This window comes from Bacillus sp. FSL R5-0659, from assembly GCF_038008785.1.
Classification (GTDB): Bacteria; Bacillota; Bacilli; order Bacillales; family Bacillaceae; genus Bacillus; species Bacillus safensis.
Genome location: NZ_JBBOZU010000001.1, coordinates 2062011 through 2079350 on the forward strand (window position 1 = coordinate 2062011; position 17340 = coordinate 2079350).

21 protein-coding genes are annotated in these 17340 nt (G+C 42.2%); 2 read left to right on the top strand and 19 right to left on the bottom strand.

What is annotated here, in order from left to right:
* Positions 1 to 198 precede the first annotated feature (198 nt).
* Positions 199 to 1398, top strand: coding sequence for an MFS transporter (locus tag NSQ72_RS10435; protein WP_341083992.1), 1200 nt, complete (start codon positions 199 to 201; stop codon positions 1396 to 1398).
* A 30-nt stretch (positions 1399 to 1428) separates the two neighbouring features.
* Here the strand turns inward: NSQ72_RS10435 and NSQ72_RS10440 are convergent, their stop codons facing one another.
* Positions 1429 to 1866 carry a peptidylprolyl isomerase gene (locus NSQ72_RS10440; RefSeq protein ID WP_008359679.1) on the bottom strand — a complete coding sequence of 146 codons (438 nt, stop codon included), beginning with the start codon at positions 1864 to 1866 and terminating at the stop codon, positions 1429 to 1431.
* Between the two features lie 321 nt (positions 1867 to 2187).
* Between NSQ72_RS10440 and NSQ72_RS10445 the strand changes: the two genes are divergently transcribed.
* Positions 2188 to 3072 carry a DUF1002 domain-containing protein gene (locus NSQ72_RS10445; protein ID WP_024422856.1) on the top strand — a complete coding sequence of 295 codons (885 nt, stop codon included), beginning with the start codon at positions 2188 to 2190 and terminating at the stop codon, positions 3070 to 3072.
* A gap of 38 nt (positions 3073 to 3110) precedes the next feature.
* Here NSQ72_RS10445 and lysA read toward each other — a convergent pair whose 3' ends face one another.
* The 18 genes from lysA to spoIIM all read right to left on the bottom strand — a co-directional run bounded on the left by lysA (position 3111) and on the right by spoIIM (position 17244).
* On the bottom strand, positions 3111 to 4436 hold the full coding sequence (gene lysA / locus NSQ72_RS10450; RefSeq protein ID WP_058837980.1) for a diaminopimelate decarboxylase: 1326 nt from the start codon (positions 4434 to 4436) through the stop codon (positions 3111 to 3113).
* A 115-nt stretch (positions 4437 to 4551) separates the two neighbouring features.
* Entirely contained in the window at positions 4552 to 6024 is a 1473-nt protein-coding gene (locus tag NSQ72_RS10455; RefSeq protein ID WP_047204120.1) for a spore germination protein, read from the bottom strand.
* Complete coding sequence (locus NSQ72_RS10460) at positions 5978 to 6586, bottom strand: stage V sporulation protein AE (RefSeq protein ID WP_024422859.1); 609 nt, start codon at positions 6584 to 6586, stop codon at positions 5978 to 5980. The genes NSQ72_RS10455 and NSQ72_RS10460 overlap by 47 nt, the downstream gene beginning before the upstream one ends.
* Before the next feature lie 6 nt (positions 6587 to 6592).
* Positions 6593 to 6943 carry a stage V sporulation protein AE gene (spoVAE, locus tag NSQ72_RS10465; protein ID WP_007501045.1) on the bottom strand — a complete coding sequence of 117 codons (351 nt, stop codon included), beginning with the start codon at positions 6941 to 6943 and terminating at the stop codon, positions 6593 to 6595.
* Entirely contained in the window at positions 6943 to 7959 is a 1017-nt protein-coding gene (spoVAD, locus tag NSQ72_RS10470) for a stage V sporulation protein AD (RefSeq protein WP_039179664.1), read from the bottom strand. The genes spoVAE and spoVAD overlap by 1 nt, the downstream gene beginning before the upstream one ends.
* 12 nt (positions 7960 to 7971) lie before the next feature.
* Positions 7972 to 8424, bottom strand: coding sequence for a stage V sporulation protein AC (gene spoVAC / locus NSQ72_RS10475; protein ID WP_039179667.1), 453 nt, complete (start codon positions 8422 to 8424; stop codon positions 7972 to 7974).
* 20 nt (positions 8425 to 8444) lie between these two features.
* Positions 8445 to 8861, bottom strand: coding sequence for a stage V sporulation protein AB (locus NSQ72_RS10480; protein ID WP_039179670.1), 417 nt, complete (start codon positions 8859 to 8861; stop codon positions 8445 to 8447).
* The gene (locus NSQ72_RS10485; RefSeq protein ID WP_144464521.1) at positions 8851 to 9471 is read right to left on the bottom strand and encodes a stage V sporulation protein AA; all 621 of its coding nucleotides are present in this window, start codon (positions 9469 to 9471) and stop codon (positions 8851 to 8853) included. Before NSQ72_RS10485 ends, NSQ72_RS10480 begins: the two co-directional genes overlap by 11 nt.
* 114 nt (positions 9472 to 9585) lie before the next feature.
* Positions 9586 to 10353 (bottom strand): RNA polymerase sporulation sigma factor SigF, encoded by a 768-nt coding sequence (gene sigF, locus NSQ72_RS10490; protein ID WP_024422864.1) that lies wholly within the window; start codon positions 10351 to 10353, stop codon positions 9586 to 9588.
* A gap of 13 nt (positions 10354 to 10366) precedes the next feature.
* Positions 10367 to 10807: an anti-sigma F factor gene (gene spoIIAB / locus NSQ72_RS10495; protein WP_024422865.1), complete on the bottom strand. Its 441-nt coding sequence runs from the start codon at positions 10805 to 10807 to the stop codon at positions 10367 to 10369.
* A complete protein-coding gene (gene spoIIAA, locus NSQ72_RS10500; protein WP_024422866.1) occupies positions 10804 to 11157 on the bottom strand; it encodes an anti-sigma F factor antagonist in 354 nt (117 codons plus the stop codon). The genes spoIIAB and spoIIAA overlap by 4 nt, the downstream gene beginning before the upstream one ends.
* Before the next feature lie 161 nt (positions 11158 to 11318).
* Positions 11319 to 12473, bottom strand: coding sequence for a D-alanyl-D-alanine carboxypeptidase family protein (locus tag NSQ72_RS10505; RefSeq protein ID WP_445285752.1), 1155 nt, complete (start codon positions 12471 to 12473; stop codon positions 11319 to 11321).
* Between the two features lie 159 nt (positions 12474 to 12632).
* Positions 12633 to 13445, bottom strand: coding sequence for a purine-nucleoside phosphorylase (locus NSQ72_RS10510; protein ID WP_047204125.1), 813 nt, complete (start codon positions 13443 to 13445; stop codon positions 12633 to 12635).
* Between the two features lie 11 nt (positions 13446 to 13456).
* The gene (gene deoB / locus NSQ72_RS10515; RefSeq protein WP_039179683.1) at positions 13457 to 14641 is read right to left on the bottom strand and encodes a phosphopentomutase; all 1185 of its coding nucleotides are present in this window, start codon (positions 14639 to 14641) and stop codon (positions 13457 to 13459) included.
* Positions 14642 to 14794: 153 nt separating this feature from the next.
* Positions 14795 to 15685 (bottom strand): site-specific tyrosine recombinase XerD, encoded by an 891-nt coding sequence (gene xerD, locus NSQ72_RS10520; protein ID WP_039179686.1) that lies wholly within the window; start codon positions 15683 to 15685, stop codon positions 14795 to 14797.
* Positions 15686 to 15691: 6 nt separating this feature from the next.
* The gene (locus NSQ72_RS10525; RefSeq protein ID WP_024428058.1) at positions 15692 to 15919 is read right to left on the bottom strand and encodes a YqzK family protein; all 228 of its coding nucleotides are present in this window, start codon (positions 15917 to 15919) and stop codon (positions 15692 to 15694) included.
* Between the two features lie 117 nt (positions 15920 to 16036).
* Positions 16037 to 16489: a ferric iron uptake transcriptional regulator gene (gene fur, locus NSQ72_RS10530; protein ID WP_003215577.1), complete on the bottom strand. Its 453-nt coding sequence runs from the start codon at positions 16487 to 16489 to the stop codon at positions 16037 to 16039.
* A 110-nt stretch (positions 16490 to 16599) separates the two neighbouring features.
* Positions 16600 to 17244 (bottom strand): stage II sporulation protein M, encoded by a 645-nt coding sequence (gene spoIIM, locus NSQ72_RS10535; protein ID WP_047204127.1) that lies wholly within the window; start codon positions 17242 to 17244, stop codon positions 16600 to 16602.
* Positions 17245 to 17340: the final 96 nt, after the last annotated feature.

The following is a 17340-nucleotide window of genomic DNA, read 5'->3' on the forward strand; positions in this document are numbered from 1 at the left end:
TTCATTACCAATCGGTATATAATGATTGTATTTTATTCATGTAACATTGTCAATTTGTCTTTCTGATCTCCAAATCAACATAGAATAACCAAAATAAAATCTTGACTTTAAAACGTTTTGTTGGTTATTCTTAATCATAATCATTTTGTACCGATCAGTATATTATATTAAAAAGCTCAAAAAGAGGGGATGCAATGAATGGTTAAAGATAAAATGACTCACTATATGGCACTACTTTTTGCAGCAGCCTGCGGGATGGCTGTTGCAAACATATACTTCGCACAACCGTTACTAGATTCACTGGCAGCCGAGTTCGATATCACGTATTCATCCATCGGTATTGTCATTACGATTACTCAGCTTTGTTATGCGGCGGGGCTGCTACTGATCGTACCACTTGGTGATCTGTTGAATCGACGCCGGCTCATCATTGGTCAGATGCTTTTATCTGTGCTTGCCCTCATTCTAGTCGGCATCGCTCCTATCGTCACCGTCCTATTTATAGGATTAGCATTGGTCGGACTGCTCGCTGTAGTCACTCAGGTACTCGTTGCGTTTGCAGCAAGTTGGGCTGCTCCAGAAGAGCGCGGCCGTATCGTCGGCTTGGTGCAAAGTGGAATCGTCATCGGTATTCTTCTCGCCCGAACCTTTGCTGGTGTATTAACCGATTTTGCTGGCTGGAGGTCTGTATATCTTGTTTCTGCCGTCATCATGCTGATCCTAACTGGCGTATTGTTCCGAGTGCTCCCGCGTGATGACAGCAAAAGAGAGTCATTATCCTATGTTCATCTGCTTCGTTCAATATTTACATTGTTTATACAAGAACGAATCCTGCGCATCCGTGGGATTTTGGCTCTTCTGATTTTTATCGTGTTTGGTACGTTATGGACTTCACTCGTGCTGCCTCTCAGTACTGCGCCACACTCTCTTTCACATACTGCTATTGGCGCATTTGGTCTTGCTGGAGCAGCCGGAGCGTTAGGGGCTGCTCGGGCTGGCAGCCTTGCTGATCGAGGTTTTGGACAGTTCACAAGCGGTATAGCCCTTGTCCTATTATTCATTTCATGGTTTTTCATCATTTTGACTGAACATTCACTTATTGCCTTAGTCATTGGCATTATCATTCTTGACCTATCTGTGCAGGCAGTACACGTAACGAATCAGACTATGATTTTCACAGTGCGGCCTGAGGCAAGAAGCCGGCTTACGGCTGCTTACATGATTTTTTACTCCATCGGCAGTGCGACCGGTTCAATTGTTTCAACCAGCATATACGCAGCCTATGGCTGGAGCGGAGTATGTCTTTTTGGTGCCTCTATCAGCGCTTTAGCCATTTTGTATTGGATCATCACCTATCGCCTAACGAAACAAATCACATTTGACTCAGAAACAAAATAAAAAAACACCGCGATTAAGCGGTGTTTTGGATTATGCATCTACAACTTCAACTTTTTCCATGCCTTGGCCTTGCTCCATATCAAGTACAGCCTCGATACCAGATGTTACCTTGCCAAAAACAGTGTGAACACCGTTTAAGTGCGGCTGCGGGTCATGTACGATAAAGAATTGGCTGCCGCCTGTGTCTTTACCTGCATGCGCCATTGATAATGAACCTCTTTCGTGCTGATGTGGATTTCCTTCTGTTTCACATTTAATTGTGTAACCAGGACCACCCGTTCCATTACCGTTTGGGTCGCCGCCTTGGCTGACGAAACCTGGAATCACGCGGTGGAACTTCAATCCATCGTAGAAGCCTTCATTCGCTAATTTTTCAAAGTTTGCTACTGTACCTGGAGCAGCCTCTGGGTAAAGTTCAAACTCAATTTTCTTTCCATTCGTTAATTGTATGTATCCTTTTTTCGCCATTTTTCACATTCTCCTTTCAGGTTAAACAACGCTCATTATAGCACATTTTCGGTGATGTTAAACATCCCCTGCTCTTCGATTGTCATTTACCTCTTAACTGATGATTGATAAAATAGGATTGCTTGATTCTTTTTTCCTCATAAAATGATATGTGACGAAATGACATGTCTTCATTTATTGGAAAAGGAACACATCTTAAAAAGAAAATTGAAACGTCGAGTCAATTTGTTACGTCTATATGATGGAGTGCATTTCTGTACGTGTACTCAAAAGCTGAGTTTCTCTTGAAAGAGGAACGCTTTCGACTTGAAGGAGGTCAACATGTTTAAAAAAATGATGCTTGGTATGATGGCAGCGCTCCTTTTCCTAATTGGTGCGCCAAAAGTCAGCTTAGCGGATGCAGCTGTCGGCGATGTCATCGTCACACTCGGGCAAGACTTAACACCAGCTGATCGACAAAAGGTGCTTGACGAGTTGAATCCACCTGAAAATGCGACAAAAATTGAAGTAACCAATAAAGAAGAGCACGAATATTTAGGAAAGTATATCCCTCGTTCTTCTATCGGGACGAGAGCATTATCATCTTCATCTATCACCATTGAGAAATCAGGTACTGGTCTGACTGTGGATACACACAACATCAAGACCATTACAGATGAGATGTATTTAAATGCTTTAATGACAGCAGGTGTCAAGGATGCCAAGGTTGTCGTCACTGCTCCATTTGAAGTATCTGGTACAGCCGCACTGACGGGCTTACTTAAAGCGTATGAGGTGTCAAGCGACAAAGCCATTCCAGAAGATGTGAAGCAGGTGGCAAACGAAGAGCTTGTGACTACTTCTAAATTAGGTGACTCTATCGGGAAAGACAACGCTTCTGCCCTTATTGCAAAAATCAAAGATGACATTGCAAAAAACGGTGTCCCTAAAACCACCAAAGAAGTAGAAGAAAAAGTCGATCAGGCTGCTTCTGATTTGAACTTAAATCTGACGCAGGATCAAAAAGATCAGCTTGTCTCGTTATTTGATAAAATGAAAAACATCAATATTGATTGGAATCAAGTAGGGTCTCAAATTGATAAAGCAAAAGACAAGATTACAAAATTCATAGAATCAGATGAAGGGAAAAACCTTCTTCAAAAGATTTGGGATTTCTTTGTCTCCATCTGGAACGCGATCGTCTCTGTATTCACTGGAGGAAAATAATCCATGAAAAAAAGCTGCCTGTACCCCAGGCAGCTTTTTTAATTAGATGATTTCACTTTTGATTGATACGGTAAATCAAGTTTGACAATGTCCTCATAGGTTTCACGCTCAACCACAAGCTGCGCTTCCCCGTCCTCTACAAACACAACCGCTGGGCGCGGAATGCGGTTATAGTTGTTTGACATACTATAGCCGTAAGCTCCGGTACAAAAGACAGCCAATAAATCCCCTTGTGATAACTCTGGCAGATCGATATCCCAAATGAGCATATCTCCGCTTTCACAGCATTTACCGGCAATTGAAACGGTTTGATCATGCGTTTGACTCATTTTATTGGCACTTGCCGCTTCATATTTCGCTTGATATAAAGCCGGACGAATGTTGTCACTCATTCCGCCATCTACCGCAACATAATCGCGGATGCCAGGTACGTGTTTTGATGATCCGATCGTATAAAGAGTCGTCCCTGCATCTCCAACGAGAGAACGACCTGGTTCTATCCAAATCTCCGGCATATCAAACTCATAGCGGGCCACGTTCTTTTTCACAGCTTGGATTATTTTCTCGACATATTCTGTCGCAGGAAGTGGTTCATCCTCTTCTGTATAACGAATCCCAAAGCCGCCGCCTAAGTTTAACACTGTAGAAATAAAACCAAATGATTCTCTCCATTCATCCAGCTTCAAAAAGATTTTATCTGCCGCAAGGACAAAACCAGCCGTATCAAAAATTTGTGAACCGATATGACAATGAACACCTAAAAGCTCAATCACTTCTGAACGAAGCACTTGTTTCACCGCTTCATCTGCTTGTCCATTGTGAAGATCAAAGCCAAATTTTGAATCCTCTTGACCTGTCGTAATGTAATCATGCGTATGCGCTTCGACACCAGGCGTGATGCGGAGCAATACTTTCACTTTTTTTGACAGCTCTTGACCAAGCTGTTCAATGAGCTTCATTTCATAGAAATTATCCACAACTATACAGCCGATCCCATGCTCTAAAGCCATTTTTAATTCTTCTCTGCTTTTATTATTGCCATGGAAATGAATTTTTTCTACTGGGAATCCAGCGCAAATGGCTGTGTGAAGCTCACCGCCTGAGACAACATCAAGAGATAATCCTTCTTCTTTAGCAAGCTGAAACATGGCGATGGAAGAAAATGCTTTACTCGCGTATGCTACCTGCGCTGTTAATTCTTCTTCTATAAATGCTTTTTGAAAGCTTTTTGCGCGCTCCCGTATTAAAGCCACATCATATACATAAAGTGGTGTCCCATACGTTTCAGCTAAAGAAACAGCATCAACACCACCAATTTCTAAATGACCGAGTTCATTTTGTCTGCAAGTGCCGTGTAAATACAATGTCATTCCCTCTTTCTCCGCTTCGGCTGAAAAAAGGCAGCTGCGTGAGCTGCCTTTTGCCTTGTCTCAAAGTTAAAAATACAATATCACAATCTTCAGCCACTTTCAATGAGCCTTAAGAATTTGGCGGAATTTTTGATCTGTTTTGAGGGTGAACGATGCTCGGTCTTACTTTTGAGCCAGGAACAGACGTCCGAATCAGCACTTGCCACAAAGCCTTCCCATTAAATGGGAGGAACGGCCACATATAAGGCGTCTGCAATGAACGAATGGAAGTTAAATAAATGAGTAACAACGTAAAACCAATGATGAGTCCATTCAGCTTGAAGATCGCCACTAGTGCTAGGATGATGAGCCTGACAATCTTATTGGCGACACTCAGCTCATAGCTTGGCGTTGTAAAGGTACCGATCGCCGCCAGTGAAACGTATAAGATGACCTCTGGTGTAAACAAACCGACATCAATAGCGATTTGTCCAATTAAAACAGCCGCGATCAGTCCCATGGCGGTCGACAATGCGGTTGGCGTATGAATTGCTGCCATCCTTAAAAATTCCACCCCGAAATCAGCAAGGAACACTTGGAGAATCACAGGGATATGAGAAGGTTTGTTAAACCCAATATAGCTTAAATTGTCAGGCAAAAGATTCGGTTCAAGGATAAAAAGAAACCAAATCGGCAAAAGAAAGGTAGAACATAAAATGCCTAAAAAGCGTACCCATCTTAGGAATGTACCAACGGCAGGTGCCTGGCGATATTCTTCTGCATGCTGAACGTGGTGAAAAATAGTGGTTGGTGTAATGATGACGCTAGGGGATGTATCCGTAATGATGATGACATGCCCTTCTAATATGTGGTTAGCGGCGACATCTGGACGCTCGGTATAACGCACTAGCGGAAAGGGATTATATCCTTGCTTAATAATAAATTCTTCAATCGTTTTATCAGACATCGTCAGCCCATCGACCTTAATTCCTGATACTTCTTTTTCTATAATATCTACAAGATCTGGGTCTGCAATATCTTCAATATAGCAAACACAAACATCGGCTTTGGAACGTTCGCCTACTTTGAGCATTTTGTATCGCAGCTTTTCATCCCGCACTCTTCTTCGAATAAGCGCTGTATTTACAATAATGTTTTCAACAAAACCGTCTCTTGCTCCCCTGACAACCTTTTCTGTATCCGGCTCCTCAGGCATTCTGCCAGGATAACTTCTAACATCAATGATAAAGGCGTAGTTTTCACCTTCTACAACAACTGCTACAAGCCCGGACAGCACTTGATCCACCGCTTCATCCAGCGTTTCTACCTTGGAGACCTGCTGATTGACAAGGCGGTTCTCGACTACATGTGCAAGATCATCTGATTCTGGTTCGTTGTCATTGATTTCGATTAGTTCTTTTAATAAGTAGATGACATACTGTGTATCACACAATCCGTTTACATAGTAAAGCTGGATTTCCTGATCGTGTATATAAATTTTCCGAACACCAAGGTCAAAGCTGAGACCCATTCCGACATTTTCTTTGAAGTAATCTTCATTTTTCTTCGGGTCTCGGTACACGTTTACCTTGTCTTTCTTCATGGAAGCCACTCCTTTCTAATATTAATTCCACTGCTTTCATCGTGATTGGAGATCCCTTGCTCAGATCATCTTTCCGTCCCATCTTGCCAATATCTCCAATCCCGACAACTAATGGGAGATTGAGGGAGTCAAGGCAATACACTGTATCCCCGCTCATTTTATGGGGCTCCATTTCGGGAAGACCGTGTTTGTCGACACCGTATTCTGTCAGTTCACCTTCCCGGTCAATAGAGACATGGACCTTTGTCCATTCGGCTTGGTGCGTCTTGGATGCAACTGCAATCGCGCCAATAACTTCGATTTCAGGGTGGCGTGCCACATGTTTCATCGCCGTCTCGCCTGTTCCTTCTCCGGTCAGTCCAGAATCATCAAACATCACAAAGACTGGATCATACGGCGTTTTTAAAATCATCTGAACAAGTTCAGGTCCTGTCCGTTTGCTTGGATTTCCTTTTGAGCTGGAAATACATCGTCCGCCGACGTTTTTAGCGGCGAGCTCAATGGTTTTGGCAGCATATATATCTCCGTCTGTCACTAAAATGACTTTCCGTCTTTGCCCCATATTCGGTTATCCTTTCGGTTTAAAGATCAGTGCGATAATAAATGAGAATAAAATCGCAGCTGATATTCCAGCAGAGGTTAATTCAAAAATACCGATACCGATGCCGATGAATCCATGTACATCTGCCTGGTGCATTGCCCCATGAAGCAAGCTATGACCAAAGCTGACGATTGGTACGGTTGCGCCCGCACCTGCAAATTCAATAAATTTATCATAAATACCGAATCCGTCTAAAATGGTACCTGCCACAACAAAAGTAGTCATGACATGTGCCGGCGTGAGTTTGAGTACATCTAGCAAAAGCTGGCCAATGACACAAATAAGTCCGCCTGCCACAAAAGCGATAAGATAATCCATTAGCTCTCTCCTCCTGCACGCTCAAATACGACACCGTGCGCAATGGTCGGAATGGTCTCTTTTTGCTGAACCATCATTGGGCTGAGTAGCGCCCCGGTTGCGACAACGAGTACTCTTTGCAAATTCCCTGCTTTCATTTCTTGAAAAATATGACTAAATGTCACAACAGCTGAACAAGCACAGCCGCTTCCTCCAGCGAATACGTTTTGATCGGGTGTATAGATGATTAAACCGCAATCATCGTGCTTTCGCCCAAGCTGGATGCCTTCTTCTTTCAGGAGATCCTTTAAAATCGGTGAACCAATGCCTGATAAATCTCCAGTTAAAATCAAATCGTAATCATCTACTGTTCTTCCTAAGTCTTCTAAATGCTGCTTGATGGTGTCTGCCGCGGCCGGTGCCATGGCCGATCCCATATCAAATGGATCTGTAATGCCAAGATCCATGACCCTGCCTACCGTTGCACTTGTAATTTGAATTTGTGAGGGCTCTTGGCTGATAATAACGGCTCCGCTCCCTGTTACGGTACTTGTTGCTGTATCTGGCTTTTGTCCGCCGTATTCGGTCGGGTTTCGAAATTGGCGTTCTGCGGTCGCATTGTGACTGCTTGTTGCTGCGATGGCTCTATTTGCAAAGCCGCCATCAATGAGTGCTGACGCAATGGCGACCGATTCCATTGAGGTCGAGCATGCTCCAAATAAGCAGAGAAACGGGATCTTCAGCTCTCTTGCCACATAGTTTGCTGTGACGTTCTGGTTGAGTAAATCTCCAGCTAGCAACAGATCAATATCGCTTTTTTGCAAATTTGCTTTCGATAAAGCGGTTGATATCGCATCATCCATGAGCTTCCTTTCAGCCATTTCCCAGTTCTTTTGATCACAGTGCATTTCATCGTATGTTTTATCAATTAAATGTCCAATTGGACCTTCTTTTTCCTTAGGTCCTGCAGCAGTTCCTTCTGCATTGACATAAAGCTTGTGCTCAAATACCCAAGATTGTTTACCTGTTAGTTTCACCTTTCATTCCTCCTACGAAAACATCTTTTCGAAGATGTATCGAATGATCCCTACGATATATGCCGAGACGACACCGAACACAATGACGTTCCCAGCGAGCTTAAACATATTTGTGGCAACACCTAAAACAAGCCCTTCACTTTTATGCTCAAGGGCAGCACTTGTCATACTGTTAGCAAAGCCTGTTACCGGTACGGCCGATCCCGCTCCAGCAAACTGGCCGATTCTATCGTAAATACCGATACCCGTTAATAGAGAAGAAATTAAAATAAGGGTTGCCACTGTCGGGTTCCCTGCTGTCTTTTCGTTAAAATCAAAAAAGTGGATATAGAAATTCTGCAGCCCCTCACCTATCAGACAGATCAAGCCACCAACTAAAAACGCCTTGATGCAGTTGAGGACATAAGGAGGTTTGGGCTGATACGTTTTCACCTTAGATGGATAGTTCTCTTTTAAACTCGACACGTGTTGTTCCCTCCAATTTCTTAAATATAAATAAGCCAATGAAATAGTGAACCAAATATCTTTCCTAAGACGATGGCCATGAGCAGCAAAACAATTTTCCCGTCCATTCCAATTCTTTTCGTTAATATAGGAAGTACATTTAATACTTCAGTAAGTGCAGCTGCAAGCATGCCGACAAAGATGCCTGATAAAAGACCGACCGGCAGCGCCAGCCATTTGGTTAAATGCAGATGTATTTGACTTAAGGTGGCCCAGCCGCCAACAACCGCTCCGCTAATGACTGCCGCCTCGTACCCTTGTATGAAGCGCTGCGTTTTGGTTAATTGCATTAAGCGGGGAATGATGCCAAGCACTGTAAGAAATGCCACAAATCCTGCTCCGACTGTTAAACCGCCGCCAAGTCCAACGAGTACGACAAAAAGCCATTTACCGATCATGGATATCCTTCAATGTTTCTTTATTTTCATTGAGTGCGACATAATGATCGAGATCGAGCTGATATTTAAACATTTCCACTTCGAGCGGACTTGGTTCTTCATTTAAACGCTTTTTAAATACATGATTGAAAAACAAAATCATGCCAAAGCCGAGTCCAAAACTATATGGAATTTGTAATAAATACGGATGCTCAACCGTTTTCCCTGTGATCATTTCATATAGGCGGATATGAACGAGCCGCATACTGACATCCTCGTGGAAATTCATAATGGCAAGCGCCGCTCCGACAAATAATAGAAGCCATACAAACACAAATAAAACGGGAGAAAGCTGGCGTTTGCCTGTATCAATTTCAACAATGGCCTCAGAGCCGCCAACGGTTTGAATGTCGATATCCGGCCACGTTTTTTTGATCGTTTTGACGACATGCATGATATCAAGAACGGCGATGTGACGATCCTTTTTGCTGACATGATACACCGGCATTTTGCTAAGCTTTTGCACAGCAAACTCATCACCAGTGATTTGGGCGACATCCTCTAAATAAATGAGCTGATCTATTCCGGTCTTGATTCGATGGCGCAGCCGAATAAAGATTTGTCCGTCCATCCAAGTCACTTCCTATACGAGGGGTTAAAAATAGTATGTGGTGAAAAATGGTTCTCATACTGATAGAACTTGATTTACCGGTAATTACCACACAAAAAAAGCCAGCCGAATTGGCTAGCTGTCTTTTTGATCCATTTGCATTTGGATTTGCTTTAAAATTTTCTTTTCAAGCCGTGAGACTTGCACCTGTGAAATGCCAAGTCTTTCTGCAACCTCAGATTGTGTCTGGTCTTTATAATACCTTAAATACACAATGAGTTTTTCCCTTTCTTCTAATTCCTTGATCGCTTCTTTCAGAGCAATTTTGTCAAACCATCTTTCTTCAGAATGATCGGCAATTTGATCAAGCAATGTTATCGGATCCCCATCATTTTCATACACTGTTTCATGAATGGATGATGGTGAGCGGACCGCTTCTTGGGCGAGGACGACATCCTCTGGTGTGATATCAAGGTATTCGGCAATTTCTTGCACGGTCGGCATTCTTCCATGAGACTTAGACAATTCATCCCTTGCCCGCCGAATTTTATTTCCGAGTTCCTTTAATGACCGGCTCACTTTAACCGTCCCATCATCCCGAATGAATCGCTGAATTTCCCCGATGATCATTGGGACGGCGTAAGTTGAAAACTTTACATCATATGACAAATCAAATTTATCCACAGATTTCAGCAGTCCAATACAGCCAATCTGAAACAGATCATCTGGTTCATATCCCCTATTTAAAAAGCGCTGAACAACGGACCAAACAAGACGCATGTTTTTTTCTACGAGGAGGTCTCTTGCTTGCTGATCACCGTCTTGGCTTTTTTTGATGAGCTCTTTGACTTCATCATTTGACAGCTGGGCTTTTTTAGCTTGCTTTTTTACCTCCACATCCATATGAGCAGCTCCTTTAATTACAAAGCGCTTTGCTTTTTGATAGATGCTTTGTTAAACGGATGGTCGTGCCCATTTCTGGAGATGAGTCCACCATGACATCATCCATAAAATTTTCCATGATGGTAAAGCCCATTCCAGAGCGCTCTAAGTCTGGTTTTGTTGTAAATAGCGGCTGTCTTGCTTCCTCAAGATCGGTAATACCCATGCCTTCGTCACGGATGGTGAGGTAGACGACATGGTCATCTAATGTGACATGGATATGCACCTTGCCATCTGGATTCCCATCATAGCCATGGATGATGGAGTTTGTCACTGCCTCGGATACGACGGTCTTGATTTCTGTTAATTCATCTAAAGTCGGATCAAGCTGAGCGATAAACGCCGCGACTGTCACCCTCGCAAACGATTCATTTTGGCTTAATGCCGAAAAAGTTAGATTCATTTCATTTCTCATGACGCCACCCCCAATGTTTGCAAAGCCGTTTGCTCTGAAGGCTCCATACGAATGATTTTAAACAAACCAGACATATCAAATAACCGATTCACTGCTGGCGAGATGGCACAGACGACCATTTCTCCGCCAAGCTGCTTAATCTCTTTATATCTTCCTAAAATCACTCCGAGTCCAGAGCTGTCCATAAACGATAAATCAGCCAGATTCAGCACAATGTGGCGAATGTCCTCTGTTTCCAAATAATTCGTCACCTTTTGTCTCAATGTTTCTGCGGAGTGATGATCGAGCTCTCCTGTTAACCGAATGCAAAGTACGCTCTCTTTTACTTGAAAATCAATACCAAGGCTCATCTTTTTATTCCTCCTTGCTCTATTTCGGATAAAGAGTGTTTCTCTTTTATAAGAAGCAAATCCTTCACCATGACAAAACTAGTGACCATTCGTCACATTTAGATGTTCTTTTCTTTTTCCTCATAGCAAAAAGACTGCCCATTCCAGCAGCCTTTCTCCTTTTATTTCCATTTCACAAAATCAGCCATTGCTCGTTTGAAGAAAGTCCAAATGCCTGCCTTTTCCATTCCTTCTTTTGCTTCTACAGGACTTTCATGCAGCACTTTTCCATCTTTTTTCAAGACGATCGTACCAAGTTCCGTTCCTTTTGAAAATGGAGCCTTGACATCATGAGACAATTTGATTTCTTTTTTGATCTGATCCACATTTTCGCCTTTTTTCGTTAGAAGGGAGATCGGTTCAGAAGTAACGAGCTGAATATTTTTCTTTTTCCCTTTGCTCACTTTGACCTCCGCCACATCTTGCCCTCGTTTGTAAAGCGGATGAGTCGTATATTGACTAAATGCGTAGTCCAGCATTTTGACTACCTGAGCGTTTCTGTCTTTCGGGGTGCTTGCGCCGAAAACAACCGCAATGACGCGCATGTTGCCTTTTTTAGCAGATGCAGTTAAACAGTATTTCGCTTCACCTGTAAAACCGGTTTTCACCCCATCGACACCTGGATAAAATTTAATCAGACGGTTTGTGTTTACAAGCCAGAATTTTTTATCTGTGTTTTGTCGTAGATAGTCTTCGTAGACACCTGTGAATTTTGTGATTTGTTCATATTTCAACAGCTCTTTTGCCATTATTGCCATATCGTGAGCTGTGCTGTAGTGGTCTTTTTCAGGGAGCCCTGTTGGGTTTTGAAAGACTGTTGAGGTGAGGCCAAGCTCTTTCGCCTTTTTGTTCATCTGCTCTACGAACTGTTCTTCAGATCCTGCAATATGCTCTGCCATGGCAACTGAAGCATCATTTCCTGACGCAATCGCAATACCTTTCAGCATTTCTTTCACGGTCATTTCTTCTCCTGGTTCAAGGAAGATTTGCGACCCTCCCATGGACGCTGCATAGTCGCTCGTTCTGACCTTGTCTGTCATTTTCAGTTTACCGTGATCTATAGCTTCCATGATCAGAAGCATCGTCATGATTTTGGTCATACTTGCGGGTGCAAGCTTTTCATCGCTGTTTTTGTTGTAAAGCACCTTTCCCGTGTCACGTTCTATTAAGATCGCTGATTTGGCTTCGTGTGCCAATTCTGATGTTTGTTTTTCTCCTGGTTTTTCAATCTTTTCTTTTGCTGTCGCAGATGGTGAAACCATTGAGATAAGGATCATTAAAATAAACAATGCACATATATGACGTTTCAAGTGGCAGACCTCCATTATCGTAATCCTTTCTATTTTTTCCTCATACAGGCTGTTTTATTCAGAGATCGTATGATTGCAAATAAAAAAAGCCTTCTGCTTGGGTAGCAGAAGGCTTCTGGACACATGCTATGAAAGTTGTTTGACAATGTCTTTTACTAAATCAAGAAAACTTGCTTTCACTTTTTCCGTTACTTCGATCACTTCATCATGTGACAGCGGCTGATCCAAAATACCAGATGCCGCATTGGAAATGCATGAAATGCCAAGTACTTTGATTCCTGCATGACGCGCAACAATGACTTCTGGAACAGTCGACATTCCTACCGCATCTGCTCCAAGTGTTCTTAGGAAACGAACTTCAGCAGGTGTTTCATATGAAGGGCCTGTCATCCCTGCATAAACCCCTTGCTGTACAGATATACCTAAACGCTGGGCTGTTTCTGCTGCAAGTGCCAGCAATTCTTTATCGTACGGTGCAGACATATCAGGGAAACGAACGCCTTGACTGTCATTTGGGCCAATTAATGGATTGGTTCCCATCATATTGATATGATCTGTGATCAGCATGAGATCTCCTGGACGGAATGACGTATTCACTCCGCCGGCTGCATTTGTGACAATGCATGTTTCAATACCAATTTCTTTCATCACACGGACAGGAAACGTCACTTGCTTCATATCATATCCTTCATAGAAATGAAAACGTCCTTGCATCGCGCAAACGACAGTGCCTTTCAGCGTTCCGATCACGAGCTGCCCCGCATGTCCTTCTACTGTTGAAACAGGGAATCCGGGAATATCTTCATATTTAATTTTGATTGGATTTTCAATCTCATCTGCTAAAATGCCAAGCCCTGATCCTAAAATCAATCCAACTGTTGGTACATATGTCGATGCTTGTTTAATATATGCCGCCGCTTCTGAAAACTGTGCTCCCACGAGATTTCCCCCTATTTGAGTTTAGATAAAAAGCTTGTTCCGTATTTTGGCATCGCTATCTTGAAATTATCGGCAACGGTTGCCCCAAGATCAGCAAATGTTTTTGCTGTTGGCAGTTCATTTGCTTCCTGATGCTTTTTGCTGTAAGCAATGAGCGGAACGTATTCTCTTGTATGATCTGTTCCGTGATGAACCGGGTCATTTCCATGATCTGCTGTGATCACAAGAAGATCATCCTCTTTCAACAGGTCAAACACTTCAGGAAGACGTGCGTCAAATTCCTCTAATGCTTTTCCATAACCCTCTGGATCTCTTCTATGTCCGTAAAGAGCGTCAAAATCAACAAGGTTCAAAAAGCTGAGTCCTGTAAAGTCTGTTTTAAGTGTATCGACCAGCTTGTCCATTCCATCCATGTTCGATTTTGTTCTAAGAGATGATGTGATTCCTTCGCCGTCATAAATATCAGAGATTTTTCCGATCGCAATGACATCGAGCCCATCATCTTTCAGTTCATTCATGACTGTACGGTCAAATGGTTTTAACGCATAATCATGACGGTTTGGCGTTCTAACAAAAGCACCAGGCTCTCCGACAAACGGACGAGCGATAATCCGTCCAACCATATATTTTTCATCTAATGTGAGTTCACGGGCAATTTCACAAATACGGTAAAGCTCATCTAATGGCACAACTTCTTCGTGCGCAGCAATTTGCAGCACAGAATCCGCAGATGTATAAACGATTAAATCGCCTGTATTCATGTGCTCTTCGCCAAGCTCATCTAAAATTTCCGTACCAGACGCAGGTTTATTTCCAATAATACCTCGGCCAGTTTTTTCTTTTAATTCATTTAATAGTTCATCTGGGAATCCGTCTGGAAAGACTTTGAACGGTGTGTCTATGTAAAGACCCATGATTTCCCAGTGCCCTGTCATTGTGTCTTTACCATTTGATGCTTCTTGCATTTTTCCATAATACGCAAGCGGTTTTTCATCCGCTGGAATTCCTTTGATTTCTTTAATATGACTCAGCCCAAGCTTCGCCATATTCGGCATATGAAGCCCGTTCATTTTTTCAGCAATATGTCCAAGTGTATCTGCACCTACATCATTAAAATCAGCAGCATCTGGTGCTTCCCCAATCCCTACTGAATCCATTACGACGAGGAAAATGCGTTTATACTGATAATCAGGCATTAAAAAGCGCCTCCTTCAATATTCTTGTCTTTTGACCTTACAAACAGTAAGAGGTCAGACATCTCAAGTATAAACCGTTTACAAGCCAGTTGACAACCATAAACGGCGTAAAGATGAAAAAGCATGACACCCATTCATCGTGTCATGCTTTACTTATGCCCTTGGATGGAATTTGTGATACACATCTTTCAGTCTTGTTTTCGTCACATGTGTATAAATTTGTGTTGTTGAGATATCGGCATGTCCGAGCATCTCCTGTACAGCTCTTAAGTCCGCACCGTTTTCAAGCAGGTGTGTAGCAAATGAATGTCTGAGCGTATGAGGCGTCAGTTCCTTTTGAATCCCTGCTTCAATGGCTCGTTTTTTTAAGTTCTTCCAAAAGCCTTGGCGCGACATTTTTTTCCCGTGATGATTGAGAAACAAGGCATCGGACGGCTGTTTTTTTAACAGCTTGCTTCTTCCCTTTTCAATATATTCTTCAATTGCGCTTGCAGCAGCTTCACCGATTGGCACAATTCGCTCTTTTCTTCCTTTTCCAAAACAGCGGATAAAACCCATTGTGAGGTGCACATCTGCAAGAGTCAGATCCAGCATTTCACTAACGCGAATGCCGGTTGCATATAAGAGCTCAAGCATTGCTTTGTCTCGGTAGTCAAAGGGAGTGTGCTGATTTGGTGTATCAAGCAGCTTTTCGACCTCCCCTAATGATAGAACTTTCGGTAATGTTCGCTCTGTTTTTTGCGTTTCAATGTTCCATGACGGGTCATCCGTTGTCACTTTTTCCCGAAGCAGAAATTGATGAAAGGAACGGATCGAAGATAGATGCCGTACAGACGTTTTACTCGATTTCCCTTCCTCTTTTAACTGCTTTAAATAATGAATGATATGCAGGCGCGTGACATCGCTAATATCCGTCAGCTGTTCATGTGTCATTAAAAAAGACAAGTAGTTCTGCAAATCTCTTTTATAAGAAACAATGGTATTTTCAGAGAGTCCTCTCTCTACGGTCATAAAATGAATAAAGTCGGATAATTGATCGTTCAATGATTTCTACTCCCCGTTTTGATAAAAATAAATCAATCGGTCTTGCCAATTGTCTTGATTCGGCTGATCCATTTCCATCACTTTAATTGCTGCACCCTCTGGTTTATCATAACGATGGTAGCTTTCATATTCTGAATTTATCCATATCATAGCATAATAGAACAGGACGGTAAAACCTGTGAACAAGATAAATACTTTGATCACTTCGCCTGTTGTTTTGAGCCATTTTCGCATGATCTTCAAGTCCTTTCTCACCTTCTCATTACTTCAGCATATGCCAGGTAGGACAAGGAATATACAGCGAAAATGCAAAAAACCTCTTCATCTTAAATGAAAAGGTTCCAATTCGGATTATTTGCCGGATTCATCATCATGACACCGGTGGCAAATACCATGGAATGTCAATCTATGATCCTTAATTTTAAATTTCCAGTCACGTTCAATAATCTCTTCGACATCTTCTAATAAATCATCTTCTATCTCATCGACTGTTCCGCATTCCATGCAGACAAGATGGTGATGGAAGTGAGCGGCTCCTTCTTTGCGAAGATCATAACGCGAAACGCCGTCTCCAAAGTTAATTTTATCAACAACTTTCAGTTCAGTGAGCAATTCTAACGTCCGATAAACAGTAGCAAGACCAATTTCAGGAGACTTCTCTTTTACGAGGAGGTATACATCTTCTGCACTTAAATGGTCTTCTTCATTCTCAAGCAGTACTCTTACTGTGGCTTCACGCTGTGGCGTGAGCTTGTAGCTGGAAGAATGAAGCTGTTTCTTAATTCGATCAATCCTATTTTCCATTGACTTTCCCTCCTACGCCACATTACTTGATCATTATATCAAATGATGTGCTGAGAGCCAACTATAATCATTTTAAATTGATAAATAAATTGATTATTAATTAATAACAATTATAAAAGAACGCCTGCCAGCTTTTTCATGAGCATGAATGATATGTACGATTCAAAAAAAGATGAAAGTGCAGCAAGCGCTAAAATCATCAGCAGAACCGATGCATACCGGCCAAACCACTGGACGGGTGCTTGACTGATGGTTTTTTTCATGAAGAGCTGTCCAATGAGACGGATGGAAAACGCAATCGCACAGGTGCCAATCACTAAATAGGCTGGAATAAGCAGAATGTTTTGCGGAAGCACCGATACAAACGAGAGAAAAAATCCACTCAGCCCCATTTGATTCACGAGAAAACCAACAGTAAATCCAACAACAATTCCTTTTAAAAAGATCATGAGAAAGATGAGCGGCAGACCAATAATGGATATTCCCAGTATCCACATAAGGCCTAAATATTTCATATGATGCAGGAAGCTTTGTAAAAACATTTCTTTTGATTCTGCTGCTTTCTCATTCGTCAGCTGACCAAAAAATTGATTTAAATAATAGAATAAATCCTCTTTCTGGCTGAATGTCATGCTATTGACAATGATGGCACCGAAGATCACACCCATTAAAAAGAGTACAGAGACAAATAAATAAATCGAGAGATGATCTTTTACGTGCTGAAGAAGATGCTCCTTCCAAGACTTTTTCCGCATGTGTCTTCCTCCCAAATCGTAAGGTTACTAGATTCTATGAGAGAGATTACGAAACATGACAGTTTTATTGAAAGAAAAAAGAGAAAGCAGCCTGCT